The following is a 20,884-nucleotide window of genomic DNA, read 5'->3' as shown; positions in this document are numbered from 1 at the left end:
AGAGTATATTAACGATATTTGAATTATATAGAGGGAGGAGTATATATAATGGAAATCATCATTGGATATTTTCTAGGTGCTGTTGTTTTAGTCTTATTCCTTATTTCACTAATGAAAATGATATCCACTCGAATTAATACCACCAATCGTGAATTAATGCAAAGGATAGATCATTTAGAAGAGCGAATAGAAGATTTAGAAAACAAATAAAAGGAGTTTATTCAAAGAAATCATTTTAATCAGTATTTTCTCAGCTATTATTATTTTTATGACGATTTATGTTTTGATTAAAGCTTGCCATATTGCCTACCAAAGAAAAGAAATATCGCTTAGGAATTTTAGAGTTTTAGTAGCTTCATTTCCAATGGTGACCAAGTATCGCTAGTTCTCGTATCATTTACTTGTAAACACTATAGTGGCAAGTTAGTAGAAAGTAACGAGGAGTCTCTGCAAACTAAGTTCTTTTCACTAAAAGCTCCATCAAAGAATATATTCCATTAACATAAGATGTTGGTTGATGATTTAGTATCTAAAAACAACAACCGATTGTTAGGTAATACCCTTCAATCGCTTCCTTTCGACACGCTTGTCAAATTCCCTCTGATTATAATGATAAAAATCGTCAAAATAACTAGAATTTCCCCGAAAAAATGCTAAAATAAAGAAATCGATTTCCGTTCTATCAACAATAAACTCCATAAATCGACAAATAAACACGTGTATATAAACCTATAAATTATCCATTTAATTTCCAATCAATAAACCAAAATACTTATTTTAAAAAATATTTCTACCTAAATATTGAAATAAATATAGGAAAACGGTAATATATAAGACAGAATAGAATAGTAAGAAAAAGGCAAACTGTTTGAAAAAGCAGGACGCAAAGCCTAGGATCTAAGGGTAAAAGTACCTATGATAGCCTGGTTACCTAATTGTTCGTATTATATCGTCGAAAGTATTTTAGGCTATTTCTGCACAAAAAAGAAATAGTCTTTTTAATTATAAAAAAAGGAAACAGGAGGAAATATCAATGCGTATAGCAATAGTGAAAGAAGCTTCTATCTATCGAGAAGGTCTAGTAGGGGTGCTTTCGAATGAGTTTAAAACTTATGATATCATTGCGGTTGAACCACAACAACAAGGAAAACTACGAGACTATATTATCGACCTGCTCATCATTGATATTGACACAGATATAGATACCATAAGTTTAATTAACACGTACATGAAAAATAACAAGAAAATTATTGTGTGGACAGAAGACAATGATCATCCAGATCTTACAGAATTATTTAAAATGGACCTTAATGGTTATTTCTTTAATGGTATGGAGAAACAAGAGCTTGTTCATGCCATTGAAAAGATTATATCTGGGCAAAACTATATCCACGAAGAATTAACACAAGTTCTATTAGGAGACTATCGCGAAATTCATAGTCGAAAAGATAAACGTCCAGTCGGTGTATTCACCAATCGTGAATGGGAAGTGATGGAGCTCTTAACGCAAGGGTATAGTAACAATCGCATCAGTTCGACATTGTATATCACCGATAAAACAGTTAAAAACCATATCAGCTCGATTTTAAGAAAATTAGAAGTACCTGATCGGACGAATGCTGTAATCACAGCATTAAAAAATCAATGGTTCCATGTATCTTAATAAAGTAAAGCCTGTGTTGATAGGTGACATGGGCTTTTTTTATTGCGCTAATGACAAATAGTACCTAGAAAATTCACAAAAAATCACAAGATATTTATGACAAATAAAAACAGTTTATGTTATAATTTCGTTTATGATGTGATCGTATGCAATTAACGACAGAAGTCATCTGAAAGAATTATATGCGGAGGTTACGAATAATGGAGGAAACGATATCACTGAAAGAGATTTTCGAAGTTCTGAAAAAACGTCTATTATTGATTATATTATTAATTGTTGGTGCTGCTGGTATCAGTGCTATCATTAGTTTTTTTGTTTTAACTCCAACCTATCAATCTAGTACGCAATTTATAGTTAATCAAGATACGAATGAGGTAAATAATGTTGATATTAACCAAATTCGTTCTAATGTCGAAATCATCAATACATATAAAGAGATAATGAAAAGTAACAGAATTTTAGATCAAGTTGTTGAGGAAATGAACTTAACAATAACACCGAGTGCTTTAGGAGAGAAAATATCGATCTCCAGTGCAGAAAGTTCACAGGTTGTAACACTTACTGCGACTGATTATGATCCTGAGGTAGCGGTGGATATTGCCAATACAACGGTAGAAGTATTCCGAGAAGATCTTCCAGAATTAATGAACGTTAACAATGTGAACATTCTATCCGAAGCGGTAGTCCCGGCAAACCCAAAACCAGTTAATCCGAAGCCAATGCTTAACATCGCAATAGCGATGGTGCTTGGCGCAATGGTTGGTGTAGGTTTAGCATTCTTACTTGAATACTTAGATAACACGATTAAAACTGAGCAGGATGTAGAAGATAAATTGGAACTACCGATTCTTGGAGTAGTCTCGCATATCGATGAAAAAGATATGATGTCGATGGGACAGTCAGTTTCTATCAATCAAAAAACGGAGAGGGGGAATTTTGGTGGTCAGAGGAAAAAAACAGTCTAATCTAAAAAATGTAAGACACTTAATTACCAAGATGAACCCTCGTTCTCCGATTTCAGAACAATATAAAACGATTCGGACGAACTTACAATTCTCGTCTGTGGATGGAGAACTAAAAACAATGCTGGTAACCTCTTCTGGACCTTCAGAAGGGAAGTCATCTACAACGGCAAACTTGGCAATTGTGTTTGCTCAACAAGGGAAGAAAGTATTGTTAATTGATGCCGATATGCGTAAACCAACATTACACTATACCTTTCGCATTGATAATAGAAAAGGGTTAAGTAGTGTTCTAGTCGGAGAAACAGAATTAAACGAATCTGTAACTAGCAGTGATGTAGCAGGATTGGATTTATTGACTTGTGGACCAATTCCGCCGAACCCATCTGAGTTGTTAGGATCAAAAGCGATGGAAAATCTTATATCTAATGCAAGTTTGGATTATGATCTAGTGTTGTTTGATACACCTCCTGTATTAGCAGTAACCGACGCGCAAATTCTCGCTAACATCTGTGATGGTGCTGTAATGGTTGTTCGTAGTAACCAGACAGAATATGATGCTGCCACCAAGGCTAAAGAATTATTGGATGTTGGGAATGCGAAATTGTTAGGAGTCGTCCTTAATGATCGTGAACAGAAAAAAGGTCACTATTACTATTATGGAAATTAAAAAATACCTTTCGGCTTAATAAATAGTCGAAAGGTATTTTTTTGAATAAATCCCCATAAAATAAAGATGTAAAACTAATGTATATAGTGAGGGTGTTGATGTTATTACTTTCCAAACAACGACGAATATGCTATTCTTTACATATAATGGGACTAAGGTCTAGTATGTATGAGTAGGATGACTAGAAAGGGTGGTGCATATGTTGGATATTAATCCATATATTCTTCCAATTAATCGAGAAAGTGTAACAAATATTTCCTCGTCAATCGCAATAGCGAAGGAAGCAGAAAAAGCGAACGTGAGAAAAATCATTGCAGCACCTAGATACATACAAGGAAAACAGGAAATCAATAAAGATACCATTATTAATTTGGTGCAAAAGGTTAATCAACAATTAATGGAAGAAAACATAGAAGTAGAAATAATTCCTGGACAAACGATCCGAATTTATGGAAACATGGAAGAAGATCTAGAGGCGGAAAGTTTAATGACTTATGGGGCAGAACCAAAATATGTCTTTATGGAGTTAATGTATGATCATATCCCGGAATATACCAAACAATTATGCTACGAACTTCAATTGAAAGGTTATAAACCTGTCTTTATGAATCCTGAAAAAAACCTGCAAATTCAGGAAGACCATGATCATCTTTACAGTATGGTAAAAAACGGTGTATTAGTACAAGTAAGTGCTAAAAGTATTATGGGTAAAAAAGGTAAAAAGCTGCAAAAACTAACACAGCAATTTCTGAAGAATAACCTCGTCCATTTCGTCGGTTCAGACACCTCAGAAGCAAAAGATTATCACATACAATCGGCTTGGAAGTCGATGAAACGCAATATTTCATTCCATCAGTGGTATTTACTACAAGAAAACCAAAATTTACTGTTAGACAATAAAATGGTTCAAGGGGAAGAACCAGCCCGTATTAAAAAGAAGAAAATCTTTGGAATCTTATAATATGGAGAAGATATACATAGTTTACAAAAATTAAAGTGAATTCGACAATACTCGTTTGATTAAATCCTATTTTCATTTAGGATGTTCCCTGTTATACTTTAGTATGATATTATGACGTACAAGTAATGTATTTTTGATTAGAAAGGGCGATGAATTAATATGATCGATATTCATTGTCATATCCTACCTGGTGTGGATGACGGAGCAAAGCATTTGGAAGATAGTGTGCAAATGGCGAATTCTGCAGTATCACAAGGAATTAACACGATTATTGCTACACCACATCACTTAAATGGTAGTTATGATAACTATAAAAAAGATATATTAATAGCAGTAGATCAATTAAAAGATAGATTACGAGAAGAAGAAATTCCCCTCACTATTCTTCCTGGTCAAGAAACACGAATAAACGGAGATATGTTAACTGACTTAGAGAATGGACAACTATTGCCACTGAATGATACAAGTGGATACTTATTCGTGGAGCTTCCATCCGACCATGTTCCGCGTTATACGAAGCAATTAATGTTTGATTTGCAATTACAAGGAGTCAAACCAGTTATTGTGCATCCTGAACGAAATAAAGAGCTAATTGAAAATCCTAATATATTATATGACTTAGTGAGTAATGGGACATTGACACAAGTTACTGCAGCGAGTGTTGCGGGAAAATTCGGTAAAAAAATCAGAAAATTCAGCCTTCAATTAATTGAAGCAAACTTAACGCATTTTATTGCCTCTGATGCACATAATATTACGAGTAGAGGTTTTGTGATGCAAGAAGCACATACAGTAATCAAGGATAAATATGGTGCTTCTTTGGTTTATTGGTTTATGGAAAATGCGCAATATTTAGTTAATGGAGATCATGTAGTAGGAGATGTTCCAGAAAAAATCAAGAAAAGGAAAATTATGGGGATTTTTTAGTTGTAGAGTGCTAAAAGTTAAAGTATACTTTAAAAGGTGTATTATAAGTGAATGTTATCATTATATTTTGGAGGATTGTTATCTATTATGAAAAAAGTAAGAAAAGCGATCATCCCAGCAGCAGGGCTGGGAACAAGATTTTTACCTGCAACAAAAGCGATGCCAAAAGAAGTTTTACCGATTGTGGATAAACCAACAATTCAATATATTGTGGAGGAAGCAATTGCATCTGGAATAGAAGATATTATTATTGTAACTGGTAAAGGGAAACGAGCAATTGAGGATCATTTTGATCACAACTTTGAATTAGAAGATAACTTATTAAAGAAAGGCAAGTTCGATTTACTAGAAAAAACAAAACAACCTGCAGAAGTGGATATCCATTATATACGTCAAAAAGAACCTCTAGGATTAGGCCATGCCGTATGGTGTGCACGTAAGTTTATTGGTGATGAGCCATTTGCGGTATTACTTGGTGATGATATTGTTCAATCGGAAACACCTTGTCTTAAACAGTTAATTGATGAGTATGAAAGTACAGGTGGTTCTATTATTGGTGTGCAACAGGTTCCAGATCACGAAACTCACCGTTACGGAATTGTTGATCCAAAAGAACAACACGGCAATAACTATTCGGTAAACAAATTCGTAGAAAAACCCGAACCAGGAACAGCGCCGTCAAACTTAGCGATAATGGGACGTTATGTATTATCACCTACAATCTTTAAATATTTAGAACAGAAAGAAGTCGGTGCTGGTGGTGAAATTCAATTAACGGATGCGATCCAAAGTTTAAATGAGTCTCAAAGCGTATTTGCATATGATTTTGTGGGGAAACGTTATGATGTCGGAGAAAAGCTTGGCTTCATCAAAACTACGATTGAATTTGCATTACAGAATGAGGAAATCGGTGAAGAAGTACAAAAAATTATTAATCAGTTAGCTCAAAACAAGGTGAAACAATAATTCCAATAATTCTTAACGATGGAAGGGATGGCCCCAATGGGTTACAAACAACGGATTTGCTTATTAATATTATTAGACTCTCTCATTGTTAGTACTGCGATTTTTATAGCTTCATGGATTGTTTACCCAACCCATTCATTTGGTGAATTAGATATAATGGCAATTACAGCAATTGCCTTATTTCTATTTCATCATCTATTTGCCTTTGTCTATAAGCTTTATCATAAGGTTTGGGCATATGCGAGCATAGGGGAGTTAATGGCAATCGTGAAAGCAATCACTTTCACAATAGTAGCAACAGGTATTGTTCAGTTCTTAGCAAATGATTTCACCATTTATAGAAGAGCACTTATTGTAACTTGGTTATTACATATTATATTAATTGGCGGTTCAAGGTTTGTCTGGAGAGTCTACCGCGACCACTATATGCAAGATAAGACTAATAGAAAACGAACATTAATAGTCGGAGCCGGTGCTGCTGGTGCAATGATTGCCAGACAATTAAAGAATGAACAGCAACACACCGATCTTTTACCTGTGGCTTTCGCAGATGATGATATGGCTAAACATAAAATGCAACTTTATGATTTACCGGTTGCAGGTAACACGAACGAAATCCCTGAATTAGTGAAAAATTTAGAGATCGATCATATTGTAATAGCTATTCCATCTTTAACAAATGGAGCACTATCAGAATTAGTCGCAATCTGTAACAGTACCAATGTCAAAGTGCAAATGGTACCGAAGATAGAAGATATTGTATCAGGTAAAATATCGGTAAGTTCTTTGAAAAATGTAGATGTCGAAGATGTATTGGGGCGCGATCCAGTTGAATTAGACATCAACTCCATATCAGAATATGTAACAGGTAATACTGTAATGGTTACTGGTGCAGGTGGTTCAATAGGTTCGGAGATTTGTAGGCAATTAATGCGATTTACACCATCAAAAATATTGTTAGTCGGTCATGGAGAGTTTAGTATTTATTCGATTGATATGGAACTACGTCAAAAATATCAACAAGAAGAAATTGAAATTATACCAATTATTGCAGATGTACAAGATCGACAACGTATTTTTGAGGTTGTACAAGAACATAATCCACGGATCATCTATCATGCAGCAGCTCATAAGCATGTACCGTTAATGGAGCATAACCCTCACGAAGCAGTAAAAAATAATATTATCGGAACGAAAAATGTAGCGGAATCGGCAGATGCATTTGGCACTCATACATTTGTTTTAGTTTCTACAGATAAAGCCGTAAACCCTACTAACGTGATGGGAGCAACGAAACGCATAGCAGAAATGGTTGTACAAGACTTAGCAGCTCGTAGTAAAACAAAATTTGTTGCGGTAAGATTCGGTAATGTACTTGGAAGTCGTGGCAGTGTTATTCCACTATTTAAGAAGCAAATTGAAAAAGGCGGACCAGTCACGGTTACACATCCAGACATGACGCGTTATTTCATGACAATTCCTGAAGCTTCACGATTAGTTGTCCAAGCTGGAACCTTAGCCAAAGGTGGAGAAATATTTGTCTTAGATATGGGAGAACCAGTGAAAATAGTAGATCTAGCGAGAAACCTTATTAAGCTATCAGGTTATACAGACTCTGAAATTCCGATTGAATTTACCGGAATTCGTCCCGGTGAAAAAATGTATGAAGAATTGCTTGGAGAAAAAGAAGTTCACCCTGAAGCTATATATGAAAAGATTTATGTAGGGAAAACTATAGAAGTATATGCGGATCAGTTTAACGAACTAATCCATCATTTTAATCAATTAAATAGTATAGAACTAAAAGATAAATTAATGAGAATAGTATTTAAGGAACTTGAAAAGAAACAAATAGAATCCGTTAATTAGCAAGAGTTATAGACTTATAACAATGAGGAAGGACGTCAAATATATGGCTGATAGAATTTACCTTTCTTCACCACACATGAGTGATGAAGGGTATGAACAACAATATGTTCAAGAGGCATTTGATACAAATTGGATAGCTCCTTTAGGTACTAATGTGAATGAGTTTGAAGTAGAATTAGCTAGTAAAGTAGGGGCTAAGTCTGCTGCAGCATTATCTTCTGGAACAGCGGCAATTCATTTAGCTTTAAAAGCAGCGGGTGTAGAAGATGGAGATGTTGTATTTTGCTCCACACTAACGTTCTCTGCAACGGCAAATCCTATTATCTATCAAAATGCAATTCCTGTTTTTATAGATAGTGATGAAAAAACATGGAATATGGATCCAAATGCGTTACAAGAAGCATTCCGAAAGTATCCAGAAGTGAAAGCAGTAATTATTGTTCATTTATATGGTTTATCTGCAGATATGGATAAAATTATGGAGATTTGTAATAAGCATGATGTAGTTGTTATTGAAGATGCTGCCGAATCATTAGGTGGTTATTATAATGGGAAGCATACGGGAACTTTTGCAGACTATGGAATATATTCCTTTAATGGTAACAAGATTATTACTACCTCTGGAGGAGGTATGCTTGTTTCAGATAATGAAGAAAAAATTGCAAAAGCTCGATTTTGGGCCACACAATCTCGTGATCAAGCACGACATTATCAGCATAGTGAGTTAGGTTATAATTATCGTATGAGTAATGTGGTTGCTGGTATTGGTAGAGGACAATTGAAGGTATTAGAAGAACGGGTAAAGAAAAAGAAATTTATATTTGAGTATTATAAGAAAGAACTCGGACAATTGGAAGGAGTTTCTTTTATGCCAGTTAATGACTGGGATCAGCCAAATTACTGGTTAAGTACTATAATTTTAAATGGTGTAATTAAACCAATTGATATATTTAATGCGCTTGAAGAAAAAAATATTGAATCAAGACCGATATGGAAACCAATGCATATGCAGCCTTTCTTTAAAGAATTTGATTTTATCGGTGCAGGTGTATCAGAGAAACTGTTTGAAAAAGGTGTATGCTTACCTTCAGATACTAAAATGACTGAGCATGATCTAATTAGAGTAACTACAATAATAAAAGAATTGTGGTGATAGAATGGAATTTCAGAAAAACTATCATGGTATAGACCTCGAAAGTGATGATAAAACAATAACATCAATAAATAGATATGTGCAAATAAAAAGAGTATTAGATTTTATTTTAGCACTCATGCTTTTTATCATGTTGTTACCAGTTTCTATTATTATAAGTATATTTATCATTGTTGACAGTGGTATGCCTATATTCTTTAAACAAGAACGAATGGGGTATAAAGGACAAACATTTCATATCATAAAATTTAGAACAATGAAAGTTAATACATCAACAAATGATGGAATTACTCATAAAGGAGATATGAGAATTACAAGAATTGGTAAAGTTTTAAGGGAGCTTAGGTTAGATGAAATACCACAACTTCTTAACGTACTAAAGGGAGAAATGAGTTTTGTCGGTCCTCGGCCAGATATGCCATATCTATACCAAAACAGAGATAAATTTTATCGATATGTACTGTTAGTACCACCTGGAATAACTGGTAAAGCTACTTTAGAGTTTAAAGATGAAGATGAACTATTAAGTAAAAGTGAAAATCCTGAACGATATTATAAAGAGATAATTTTTCCAGAAAAGGTACGGATAAATGTAGAATACATCAAAGATGCAACATTAATTAAAGATTTCAAAATCATGTTAGAAACTGTAGTGAGGGTATTAAAATGAATGTATTATTTTTAATGTTGAACTATCCATTTGATCAAAAAAGAGAACATATGTATAAAGACTTAAGTAGGAAATTTGCCGAGGAAGGTCATAATGTATATGTTGCGGCTCTCTTAGAAAATAAAAATGGTAGTGAAACTTTTGTTCAAAAAGAAGAAAACCATCACATTCTATGGATCAAAGCGGGCAACTATTTTGAAGTGAATAAATTCAGAAAAGGGTTTACGACACTTTTTTTACCATTCTATTTTAATAACGCTATTGATCGACATTTCAAAGATATACAATATGACCTTATTATATACCCAACACCTGCAATCACTTTATACTACACAGTAAAGAAATTGAAAAAGAAGCATAAAAAAGCTAAGTATTTACTAGTAGTAAAAGATATTTTTCCACAGAATGCTTTAGATATTAAAATGTTGAATAAAGGACTAATCTATTCTTTTTTTAGAAATATTGAGAAAAAAATTTATAAAATATCAGACTATTTAGGGTGTATGTCTAAACAAAATGTAGATTATTTAAAATCAAATAATCAAATTGAAGACAAAAAATTCTTTATACTGGAAAATTGGTCATCAGTATATAAAGTTAAGAAACCAACAGATAGTGAGATTCAAAATTTAATTATAAAATATGATCTAGAGGATAAATTCATTTGTACTTTTGGAGGTAATATTAGCCCGGCGAATGAATTGGAATTTTTAATAGAACTAGCTGATAAATTGTATAAAGAAAATGTCAATGATGTACGATTTTTAATTATTGGTAAAGGAATAGCCAAGGATAAAATTAAAGACTTAATAGATAAAAAAAGACTTCCGAATGTAAAAATGTATGATTTTGTTCCTACAGAGGAATATGATCAATTATTAGCGCTTAGTGATCTTGGTCTAGTAAATTTAAGTAGAAGTTATACGATTCCAAATATTCCTTCTAAGACGCTAAATTTAATGCGAATAGGAAAGCCGGTTTTAGCTGCAACTGATGTAAACACTGATTTTGGTGAATTGATTATGAAAGATGCAAATTGTGGTTTGTGGTGTGAAACAGGTGATTTAGAAGCATATTATAAAAATTTAATGACTTTAAAAGAATCTTCTGCTTTAAGAGAAGAATTTTCTGAGAACGCAAGAAAATACTTTGACCAATTTTTAACAACAGATTCAGCTTATAAAAATATTATTAAAAAAATAGGTGAGTAGATGAATATTGTTATAATAGGTGCAGCAAGGTCAGGAACTAATATGTTAAGAGATTTACTATGTAAACTAGATGACTTTGCAACATGGCCTTGTGATGAAATCAATTATATATGGAGATACGGCCAAAAAAAAATAGAACATGATCAATTTACGCAAGATGATGCGGATGAAAAAAAGAAGGATTATATAAATAAGCAATTTGATTGGGTAAGGAAAAAGTATGGTGTTAATAATGTCATAGAAAAGACATGTGCTAATTCACTAAGAGTGGATTTTGTAGACGAAATAGTACCTAATGCAAAATATATATTTCTTTTTAGAGACCCTTTGGATGTTGTGGCTAGTGCTGAATTAAGATGGAAAGCCCAACTTGACCTTAAATACCTCATGGCAAAAGCTAGGTTTATTCCAACTGCAGATATACCTTATTACGGATCAAAGTACTTGTTAAATAGATTAAACAAAATGTTTAATAAAGAAAAAAGGTTGAGCTATTGGGGACCAAAATATAATGGCTTTGAAAAGGATGCGAAAAACATGTCAGCTATTGAGATATCGGCCAAACAGTGGTTAGAATCTGTAGAGGCGTCGGCTAAGTCCTTTAAAAAAATGTCTAACGATCAATATATATCAATTGATTATAATACGTTTGTTAGTCATCCTTCCCTTGAATTGGCTAGAATATTGAAATTTTTAGGCTGTTCACATGATAAAAAAATCTTAGAAGAAATTAGTGCGAACGTTTCTAATAAAAGTGTGGGTAAAGGTTATCGCACAATTAAGAAAAAAGAAATAGATTTGGTTAAAGACATAGTTGGAGAAAAATATTCGAAATTACAAAGCGAATTTTTATAGGATGTGAAGATATGTTCGAAGGGAAAACGTTATTGATAACAGGTGGTACTGGTTCTTTCGGTAATGCAGTGATGGAGAAATTTTTAAATAGTGATATAAAAGAAATACGTATATTTTCTCGTGATGAGAAAAAACAAGACGATATGCGTAAGAAGTACAAGAATGAGAAGTTAAAGTTTCACATAGGTGATGTTAGAGATATAGCTAGTGTGAAAAATGCAATGTATGGTGTTGACTATATTTTTCATGCAGCAGCATTAAAACAAGTACCTTCTTGTGAATTTTTTCCAATGGAGGCTGTGAAGACAAACGTTGAAGGTACAGATAATGTAATAACCGCAGCAATAGAATGTGGTATTAAGAAAGTAATTTGCTTATCTACGGATAAAGCAGCTTACCCAATAAACGCAATGGGCATCTCTAAAGCAATGATGGAGAAGGTCTTTGTTGCTAAGTCTAAAACAGTAGATCCAGATAGAACATTAATATGCGGAACAAGATATGGAAATGTGATGGCATCTAGAGGTTCGGTAATTCCATTGTTTATAGAACAAATTAAAAATGGCCAACCATTAACTGTAACCGATCCTACTATGACTAGATTTTTAATGAGTTTAGAGGAAGCAGTGGAATTAGTAGCTTTTGCCTTTGAAAATGCTGAAGTAGGAGACATTATGGTACAAAAAGCACCTGCATCTACGATTGGAGATTTAGCACAGGCTCTAAAGGAATTGTTTGAGGTAGATAATGAGATAAAAGTCATAGGAACTAGGCATGGAGAGAAATTATATGAGACCCTCCTAACGAAAGAGGAGCATGTAGTTGCTGAAGATTTAGGAGGCTTTTACCGAGTTCCAGCTGACCAAAGGGACCTGAACTATGATAAATATTTTGTAGAGGGAGACCAAAAGCTTTCAACAGAGGAAGAATATAATTCACATAATACTTATCGGCTTAATGTTGAAGAAGTAAAGAAGAAGTTAATGGAACTACAGCTTGTACGTGATGAACTGAAAGGTTGGAGATAATATGAAAATTCTCATAACTGGATCAAATGGTTTTATCGCAAAAAACTTAATCGCTGAACTTCGAAATCGTCAATATAATGATCTATTACTATTTAATAGAAGTAAAAATCTAGATGATTTATATGAATATTGCAAAGAAGCTGATTTTGTTTTTCACTTAGCAGGTATAAATAGACCTAAAGATGAGTCTGAATTTATGGAAGGTAACTTTGGTTTAACTTCTTTACTAATCGATCGACTAAAAGAAAATAATAATAACTGTCCGGTCCTTGTTACTTCTTCTATTCAAGCAGAGCTTGATAATCCATATGGTAGGAGTAAAAAAGCTGGAGAAGACTTACTATTAGACTATGGCGAGGAGAATGAAGTTAAAACTTATATATACAGGTTACCAAATGTATTTGGAAAATGGTGTAAACCAAATTATAATAGTGCTGTAGCTACTTTTTGTCATAACATTGCAAATGATTTACCAGTTAAGGTGAATGACCCAAGTGTATTGATGAATCTGGCTTACATTGATGATGTAATAAACGAGTTGATAAACGCATTAGAAGGTAATGCCAATCAATTCGAACAAAGGTGTGAAATTCCAACTATTCACAAAATTAAGTTAGGGAAAATAGTTGAGTTATTACAATCATTTAAAAAAAGTCGTGAAAACCGTTTGATTCCAAATATGTCAGATGAATTCACAAAGAAATTATATAGTACTTATTTAAGTTACTTGAGCAAAGATAATTTTAATTATTCTTTGGAAAAGCATGTTGATAATCGAGGATCTTTTACAGAATTTATTAGAACAATAGATCGTGGACAAGTTTCTGTTAATGTTTCTAAGCCAGGTATTACAAAGGGTGATCACTGGCACCATACGAAGAATGAGAAATTTTTCGTAGTTAGCGGTAAAGGTGTCATACGTTTTAGAAAAATCGATTCTGAAGAAGTAATTGAATATTTTGTTAGTGACGATGAATTTGAAGTTATAGATATACCTGTTGGTTATACACATAACATAGAAAATTTAGGTGATACAGATATGATAACGATTATGTGGGCAAATGAATTATTTGATCCTGAAAGACCTGATACTTACTACTTGGAGGTTTAATAATGAAGAAGCTAAAAGTAATGACAGTAGTAGGGACAAGACCAGAAATTATTCGCTTGTCAGCTGTGATTAATAAGTTAGAAGAATCAGAAGCAATTGAACATATTCTTGTTCACACGGGTCAAAATTATGATTATGAATTAAATGAGGTATTTTTTAATGATTTTAATTTAGATAAACCCGACTATTTTTTGAATGCAGCAACTGGAACTGCTGTAGAAACAATTGGAAATATACTAGTGAAAATAGATCCCATCATGGAGGAAGTAGACCCTGATGCTTTTCTGGTATTAGGTGATACAAACAGCTGTTTATGTGCTATTGCTGCAAAACGAAGAAAAATACCAATTTTTCATATGGAAGCTGGAAATCGTTGTTTTGACCAGAGAGTTCCTGAAGAAACAAATCGTAAAATTGTTGATCATACGGCTGACATAAATTTAACTTATAGTGATATTGCAAGAGAGTATCTGTTAAGGGAAGGGTTTCCGTCTGATCAAATAATAAAAACAGGAAGTCCAATGTTTGAAGTATTAAATTGGAAGAGGAAGGACATTGAAAATTCAAATATATTAGAAATCTTACAGCTTGAAAGAAATAAATATTTTGTTGTATCAGCTCATAGAGAAGAAAATATCAATTCAAAAAAAAATTTTATAAATTTAATCGAAAGTTTAAATGCGGTTGCTAATAAATTCCAATTACCAGTTATAATAAGCACGCATCCAAGAACGAGAAATATGCTAGATTCAACAGGTCTGGAATTACACCCATTAATTAAAACTTTAAAACCGTTGGGCTTTAATGATTACAACAAATTGCAACTTAACTCTCGAGCTGTTTTAAGTGATAGTGGTACAATAAGTGAAGAATCTTCTATATTGGGTTTTAAAGCCTTAAATATTAGAGAAGCACATGAGAGACCTGAAGCAATGGAAGAAGCAACTGCAATGATGGTAGGATTAAGAAAGGAAAGAATTTTGCAAGGCTTAACGATATTAGAAACCGAGGATAAAAATACTTTAAAACTTGTAAGTGATTATAGTATGCCAAACGTGTCAGAGAAAGTCTTACGTATAATAGTATCCTATTCAGATTATGTTAATTACCGTATATGGAAGAAATAATGCTATGAAAGAGTGAAAAGCAATGTTTTTATTATCAATAATAATACCTACAAAGAATCGATCTGATTTTTTACGTGATAATTTAGCTAGTCTATCTGATGATTTTTTGCTAAAAAACGGAATTGAATTAATTGTGGTAGATGATGGTTCGGTTGAAGACCAGAGATATAATAATAAATTAGCCTGTAACCAACTGGAGAGTTGCACGTATTATTTTCAGGATCTAGGTGGAGCACCAAAAGCAAGAAATTTTGGTTTTTTTCAAAGTTCAGGTGAATATATCTGGTTTTTGGATGATGATGATTTTGTATCCGAAAATACAATGAGACAAGTAATAGAATATTTAGAAAAGAAGCCTTCAGAACAACATTTTATTGTTTTACCTTGTAGAAAAATTTTTGACAATAATAAGTATGTCGAAATTTATCCTCAAGGTGATAATAATAATTTTGAAACCTATAGAACTAAAGGCCATCAGGTTAATACCTCCTGCACAATATTTTCAAGAAAGGTTATTAATAATTTAAATGGCTGGGATGAAATACTTAAAACTGGGCAAGATACTGATTTGTTTTTAAGAGCATCTAAAATAAGCAATGTAATTTGTTTGAAAACCGAACCAATAATAGTTTATGTAGCACATAGTGATAGGATTGGAAAAAAGGTCTTTAAACAACAATACGGTAAGCTACAGTTCTTGTATAAGCATTGGAAAACTCTAAGTATGAGAAGAAGGCTATACTATATATTTACATTTATATTCTGGGTTCCTTTGCTTAAAAAAATTATGATAAAATAATTTATATTCTTACGAGGTGTTTTCTTGAAAAGATTTTGGAATAAACCTTTGCTTAATAATGAATTTATTAAAAAACTACTAGAGTCATTTGTTGGTAGAGGTACTTATATAATTTTTATGCTTCTGTTTTCTTTTTTTTGTACAAGATTATATGGTGCTGAGATCTACGGTGAGTTCACTTACGCTTTTACACTGGTTACAATGTTAATGGTGGTCTCAAGAGCAGGTTTTGATCAAAGTTTAATCTATTCCATTCCTAAAAATGGTAACAAACATATCACCATGAGTTTTGTATTGAATTTTCTTTTTTCCTTTGTTATAGTAATCATCTTTACTTTATACTTGAACAATGCCTTTATAAGATTTATGCTTCCAATGGTATGGCTATTTGCTGTAGAATATTTGTTTTTCGCACTTTATAAAAGTGAGCAGAAAATTAAAGAGTATTATTTTATAAATGGTTTTATTGCTCTTTTGTTAAGAATATTACTATGTATTATTTTTTATTTTATTATGGATAAAAGTGCATATAGTATAGGACTAGCTGTTTATATATCGTTTATTGTTTCAATCTTCTTATATTTTCGCTATCATAAAAATAAGTTTGATAGATATATTTTTGACATTGAACACTTGAAATATTCTCTCCCACTAACCTTTGCTACTTCATTGGGAATCGTAATTAACAAAGTTGACATTATTATGATAGGTAATTTTCTAGACAACACGTCAGTAGGAATATATCAGATAACAGTACAAGTTTCAAATCTAATAGCAGTAATTCTTATCGTCTTTAATACAGTATTTGCACCTAGAATTTCAACATTATATCATAATAATGAAATTGACAATCTTAAAGCATTATATATAAAGGTTACCCGTTTCTTATCAATTATTGCAATAATAATTACAGTACCAACTATTGTATTCAGTGAATCTATACTAAATCTCTTTGGATCTGAATTTTCTTCTGGTCAACTGGCATTAATATATAGAAGTATTGGGCAATTTATTAATATAGCAGTGGGTGGAGTATGGCTAATGTTATCAATGACTGGTCAACCTAAATTCCAAATGTATGCAAATATTATTGCTTTATTCATAAATATAATCCTTAATTATCAACTTATACCAATTATTGGGATTAACGGAGCGGCCATTGCTAGTATGATCACCCTAATTTTTATAAATGTTTCGGGTTATTTGGTGGTTTCTAGAAGATTTGGAATTAAAGTATATAAGGTTATATAAATTTAGGGGGAAGATTAAAATGTTCAAGAAGAAAATAAAAGCTCTTGCTAGTTTTTTAAAAGCTTTATCTAGTGGTGTAATTATATATCAAATGGGGAAGGTTGGATCTACTAGTATTTCTTTTTCTTTGGGTAAGAAAGTTCCGCATATACATTCTTTTGGCCCAGATATAACAAATTATTTCTTTAAGCGCCCAGTGAAAAAAAGAAATTATATTAATTATTTGATTAAAAAGGTCATTTTATTTTTCTTTAAATTAAAGAAAGAACCTAAGATAATAACATTAGTAAGAGATCCTTTGTCAAGAAATGTATCTGCTTTTTTTCATTATTTAGAAGAAACAAATAAGCATGAATATGAAAATCTAATAATTGATGAATATATGAGTTTGTTTAATAAAAGAATGCCGCATGATACACCATTAATTTGGTTTCAAAATGAATTGGAAAAATATTTTAACATTGATGTATATGGTTACGAATTTGATAAAGAAAAAGGCTGGAATATTATACAAAAGGGAAAGGTTAAAGTTTTAATATTACAAATGGAAAAGTTAAATGAAAACGAAGATGTGATTGCAGAATTTCTTAATAAACCAGATTTTAAACTAGTGAGAGCTAACACAGCTTCCAATAAAAATTATATTGAAACGTATAATGAGTTCAAGTCAAAATTTAAACCAAATAAACAACTTATAGATATTCTATATAATAGTAAGTATATGGAACATTTTTATACTAATGCTGAAAGAAATATATTTGTAAAAAAATGGAGATAAAATATACTAATTTATTTGTGATAGAAATATCGATTTATCATAATCAATTTAAAACTATTTTGTTCTTGTCAATTTAACCTTTATATATTAAACGATGATATTTTTGGGAAGTATATAGTGAATTTTAGGAGGTATATTATGAAACTATTATCACACCTCGACCAACTCGAGGCAGAAGCAATCTACATAATCCGCGAAGTAGCAGCGGAATGCGAAAACCCAGTAATGCTATATTCAATTGGTAAAGACAGTTCTGTCATGCTACACCTAGCAATGAAAGCTTTCTATCCGGAGAAACCACCATTTCCCTTCTTGCATGTGAATACGACATGGAAGTTTAAAGAAATGATAGATTTTCGTGATAAAAAAGCAAAAGAATTAGGTATTGAAATGATTGGACATATCAATCAAGAAGGTGTAGAGCAAGGTATTAATCCGTTTGATCATGGTTCTGCCTATACAGATATTATGAAAACACAAAGTTTAAAACAAGCGCTTGATAAATATGAATTTACTGCTGCATTTGGTGGCGGTCGTCGTGATGAGGAGAAATCACGTGCAAAAGAACGAGTTTTCTCTTTCCGAAACAAGAATCATGCGTGGGATCCAAAAAATCAAAAGCCAGAAATGTGGAAGTTATACAATACCAGAATTAACAAAGGCGAAAGTATGCGAGTATTCCCACTGTCTAACTGGACAGAGAAAGATATCTGGCAATACATAAAACGTGAGAACATAGACATTGTTCCACTCTATTTTGCTAAAGAGCGTCCTGTAGTAGAGCGTGACGGTAATATAGTGATGGTAGATGATAACCGTTTGAAACTAGAACCAGGTGAAGAAATCAAGCATAAGAAAGTTCGTTTCCGTACATTAGGATGTTACCCACTAACTGGCGGCGTTGAATCAGATGCAGAAACTTTAGATGAGATTATCGATGAAACTTTAGGAGCTGTATCATCTGAACGTACAAGCCGTGTGATTGACCAAGAAGCAGCTGGAAGCATGGAACGTCGTAAGAGAGAGGGGTATTTCTAGAATGAAAGGTTTATTAAAGTTTATTACATGTGGTAGTGTTGACGATGGGAAATCTACGTTAATTGGACATATGCTTTATGATGCAAAGCTATTATTTGCCGATCAAGAAAAAGCTCTGGAACTAGATTCAAAGGTTGGTAGTCGTGGAGGCGAAATAGACTATTCTTTACTACTTGATGGATTAATGGCAGAGCGGGAACAAGGTATTACGATTGATGTTGCGTATCGCTATTTCACAACGGATAATCGTTCCTTTATTGTTGCTGATACACCGGGACACGAAGAGTATACTCGTAATATGGCTGTTGGTGCATCTTTTGCCGATTTAGCCGTTATATTAGTAGATGCAACAAAAGGTGTAATTACCCAAACGAAACGTCACGCACGTATCTGTGCATTAATGGGTATTAAACATGTTGTGCTTGCAGTAAACAAGATGGACCTCATTGGCTTTGATCAAAAGCGTTTTGAAGAAATAAAAAATGACTTCTTACAAATGACATACGGTTTTAACCTTGAAAGTGTTCAGGTCATTCCAGTTTCTGCTACAGAAGGGGATAACATTACAAAGAATTCCGAAAATACACTTTGGTATGACGGTAAAGCATTGTTACCATACTTAGAAGACATCGAAGTTGAAGATGATGTAGACCAAGAAGAATTTGTGATGCCTGTTCAGCGAGTAAGTCGTCCAAATCATACTTTTCGTGGTTTTCAAGGACAAGTTGAAGCCGGTAATATAAAAGTCGGTGATGAGCTTATTACACTTCCTAGTCAGGAAAAGGCTAATGTTAAAAGCATTCTCGTAACAGATAACGAAGTATCTGAAGCTGGTGCAGGGCAGCCTGTAACGGTACAATTAGACCGAGAAGTGGACGTTTCTCGAGGGTGTGTTTTAACGACATCAGAAAATATCCAGGTTACAGATATGTTTACTGCCACTATTCTATGGATGGATGATACGGAATTAGTAGAGGGACGTAACTATTTAGTAAAAGTAGGAACCAAACTATTACCAGGTACAGTGATGTCTATTAAGAATAAAATTGATATCAATACGGGGAAAGAGGTTCCAGCTGATAAAATCTTCAAAAATGAATTAGTAGAATGTGATATTTCACTATCAGAAGACATGGTTTTTGATAAATTTGAAAGCAATGAATCTCTAGGTGGTCTGATCCTAATTGATCGAGTGACAAATATGACGTCTGCCTGCGGGGTAATAAAACATGAATTACGCCGATCAACAAATGTCGTGTGGCAGGATACAGATGTAACACGTGAGGTTAGAGCGCAGCAAAAAGGTCAAAAACCATTAACATTATGGTTTACTGGTCTTTCAGGTTCTGGTAAGTCTACACTAGCTAATGAAGTTGAAAAGCGACTTGTAGCAACTGGTCATCATACGATGTTATTAGATGGTGATAATGTTCGCCATGGCTTAAATAAAAATTTAGGTTTTAAAGAACAGGATCGAGTAGAAAATATTCGTCGTATTGCAGAAGTAGGTAAATTGATGAATGATGCTGGACTTATTGCCTTAACATCATTTATTTCACCTTATGAAAGTGATAGACAAAATGCACGAGAGATTATTGGAGATTTTTATGTTGAAATTTTTGTTAGTACACCACTAGAAGTTTGTGAAGAACGTGATGTTAAAGGACTGTACAAAAAAGCACGTGCTGGTGAAATTCCTAACTTTACTGGTATTTCTAGTCCATATGAAAAACCAGAAAATCCAGAAATTGAAATCGATACAAGTAAATATTCGTTAGAAGAAGCTACCGATTATGTAGTAAAAGAGATTATGAAATATATAGACTAAATGATAAAAGCTACTAT

At 32.9% G+C, this 20,884-nt stretch carries 20 protein-coding genes and 1 riboswitch; all 20 genes read left to right on the top strand.

Translation table 11 applies throughout. The annotated features are described in order from the left end of the window. The first annotated feature begins 48 nt into the window (after positions 1-48). The 20 genes from GH715_RS14445 to cysC all read left to right on the top strand — a co-directional run bounded on the left by GH715_RS14445 (position 49) and on the right by cysC (position 20,867). A complete protein-coding gene (locus tag GH715_RS14445) occupies positions 49-210 on the top strand; it encodes a hypothetical protein (protein WP_163578678.1) in 162 nt (53 codons plus the stop codon). Positions 211-848: 638 nt separating this feature from the next. Beyond that, a riboswitch (cyclic di-GMP riboswitch) is annotated at positions 849-935 on the top strand. Between the two features lie 98 nt (positions 936-1,033). Then, positions 1,034-1,663 (top strand): LuxR C-terminal-related transcriptional regulator, encoded by a 630-nt coding sequence (locus GH715_RS14440; RefSeq protein ID WP_153835925.1) that lies wholly within the window; start codon positions 1,034-1,036, stop codon positions 1,661-1,663. Positions 1,664-1,863: 200 nt separating this feature from the next. After that, entirely contained in the window at positions 1,864-2,628 is a 765-nt protein-coding gene (locus GH715_RS14435; RefSeq protein WP_153835926.1) for a YveK family protein, read from the top strand. Then, positions 2,603-3,295, top strand: a complete 693-nt coding sequence (locus GH715_RS14430; RefSeq protein WP_276208115.1) for a CpsD/CapB family tyrosine-protein kinase — start codon at positions 2,603-2,605, stop codon at positions 3,293-3,295. The genes GH715_RS14435 and GH715_RS14430 overlap by 26 nt, the downstream gene beginning before the upstream one ends. A gap of 199 nt (positions 3,296-3,494) precedes the next feature. Then, the gene (locus tag GH715_RS14425; protein ID WP_153835927.1) at positions 3,495-4,256 is read left to right on the top strand and encodes a CpsB/CapC family capsule biosynthesis tyrosine phosphatase; all 762 of its coding nucleotides are present in this window, start codon (positions 3,495-3,497) and stop codon (positions 4,254-4,256) included. 159 nt (positions 4,257-4,415) lie between these two features. Continuing rightward, entirely contained in the window at positions 4,416-5,183 is a 768-nt protein-coding gene (locus GH715_RS14420) for a tyrosine-protein phosphatase (protein ID WP_153835928.1), read from the top strand. Between the two features lie 87 nt (positions 5,184-5,270). Then, complete coding sequence (gene galU / locus GH715_RS14415) at positions 5,271-6,149, top strand: UTP--glucose-1-phosphate uridylyltransferase GalU (RefSeq protein ID WP_153835929.1); 879 nt, start codon at positions 5,271-5,273, stop codon at positions 6,147-6,149. Between the two features lie 36 nt (positions 6,150-6,185). Then, the gene (locus tag GH715_RS14410; protein ID WP_153835930.1) at positions 6,186-8,018 is read left to right on the top strand and encodes a polysaccharide biosynthesis protein; all 1,833 of its coding nucleotides are present in this window, start codon (positions 6,186-6,188) and stop codon (positions 8,016-8,018) included. A gap of 43 nt (positions 8,019-8,061) precedes the next feature. Continuing rightward, on the top strand, positions 8,062-9,171 hold the full coding sequence (locus tag GH715_RS14405) for a DegT/DnrJ/EryC1/StrS family aminotransferase (RefSeq protein ID WP_153835931.1): 1,110 nt from the start codon (positions 8,062-8,064) through the stop codon (positions 9,169-9,171). A 4-nt stretch (positions 9,172-9,175) separates the two neighbouring features. After that, positions 9,176-9,841: a sugar transferase gene (locus tag GH715_RS14400; protein WP_153835932.1), complete on the top strand. Its 666-nt coding sequence runs from the start codon at positions 9,176-9,178 to the stop codon at positions 9,839-9,841. After that, entirely contained in the window at positions 9,838-11,052 is a 1,215-nt protein-coding gene (locus GH715_RS14395) for a glycosyltransferase family 4 protein (protein ID WP_153835933.1), read from the top strand. The genes GH715_RS14400 and GH715_RS14395 overlap by 4 nt, the downstream gene beginning before the upstream one ends. Further along, positions 11,053-11,907 carry a sulfotransferase family protein gene (locus GH715_RS14390; RefSeq protein WP_153835934.1) on the top strand — a complete coding sequence of 285 codons (855 nt, stop codon included), beginning with the start codon at positions 11,053-11,055 and terminating at the stop codon, positions 11,905-11,907. An 11-nt stretch (positions 11,908-11,918) separates the two neighbouring features. Next, entirely contained in the window at positions 11,919-12,935 is a 1,017-nt protein-coding gene (locus GH715_RS14385; protein ID WP_153835935.1) for a polysaccharide biosynthesis protein, read from the top strand. Position 12,936: 1 nt separating this feature from the next. After that, on the top strand, positions 12,937-14,046 hold the full coding sequence (locus tag GH715_RS14380; RefSeq protein ID WP_153835936.1) for a capsular polysaccharide biosynthesis protein CapF: 1,110 nt from the start codon (positions 12,937-12,939) through the stop codon (positions 14,044-14,046). Positions 14,047-14,048: 2 nt separating this feature from the next. Next, positions 14,049-15,173, top strand: a complete 1,125-nt coding sequence (wecB, locus tag GH715_RS14375) for a non-hydrolyzing UDP-N-acetylglucosamine 2-epimerase (protein ID WP_153835937.1) — start codon at positions 14,049-14,051, stop codon at positions 15,171-15,173. A gap of 22 nt (positions 15,174-15,195) precedes the next feature. Beyond that, entirely contained in the window at positions 15,196-15,972 is a 777-nt protein-coding gene (locus GH715_RS14370; RefSeq protein ID WP_153835938.1) for a glycosyltransferase family 2 protein, read from the top strand. Positions 15,973-15,996: 24 nt separating this feature from the next. Then, the gene (locus tag GH715_RS14365) at positions 15,997-17,223 is read left to right on the top strand and encodes an oligosaccharide flippase family protein (RefSeq protein ID WP_153835939.1); all 1,227 of its coding nucleotides are present in this window, start codon (positions 15,997-15,999) and stop codon (positions 17,221-17,223) included. 19 nt (positions 17,224-17,242) lie between these two features. Then, entirely contained in the window at positions 17,243-18,001 is a 759-nt protein-coding gene (locus GH715_RS14360) for a putative capsular polysaccharide synthesis family protein (RefSeq protein ID WP_163578677.1), read from the top strand. A gap of 138 nt (positions 18,002-18,139) precedes the next feature. After that, complete coding sequence (cysD, locus tag GH715_RS14355; RefSeq protein WP_153835941.1) at positions 18,140-19,039, top strand: sulfate adenylyltransferase subunit CysD; 900 nt, start codon at positions 18,140-18,142, stop codon at positions 19,037-19,039. Between the two features lies 1 nt (position 19,040). Then, positions 19,041-20,867, top strand: coding sequence for an adenylyl-sulfate kinase (gene cysC / locus GH715_RS14350; RefSeq protein WP_153835942.1), 1,827 nt, complete (start codon positions 19,041-19,043; stop codon positions 20,865-20,867). The last annotated feature ends 17 nt before the right edge of the window (positions 20,868-20,884 follow it).

Source organism: Gracilibacillus thailandensis, from assembly GCF_010994055.1.
Lineage (GTDB): Bacteria > Bacillota > Bacilli > Bacillales > Amphibacillaceae > Gracilibacillus > Gracilibacillus lacisalsi.
The sequence above is the reverse complement of the archived record's forward strand: the minus strand, read 5'-3'. Positions and strand labels throughout refer to the sequence as shown.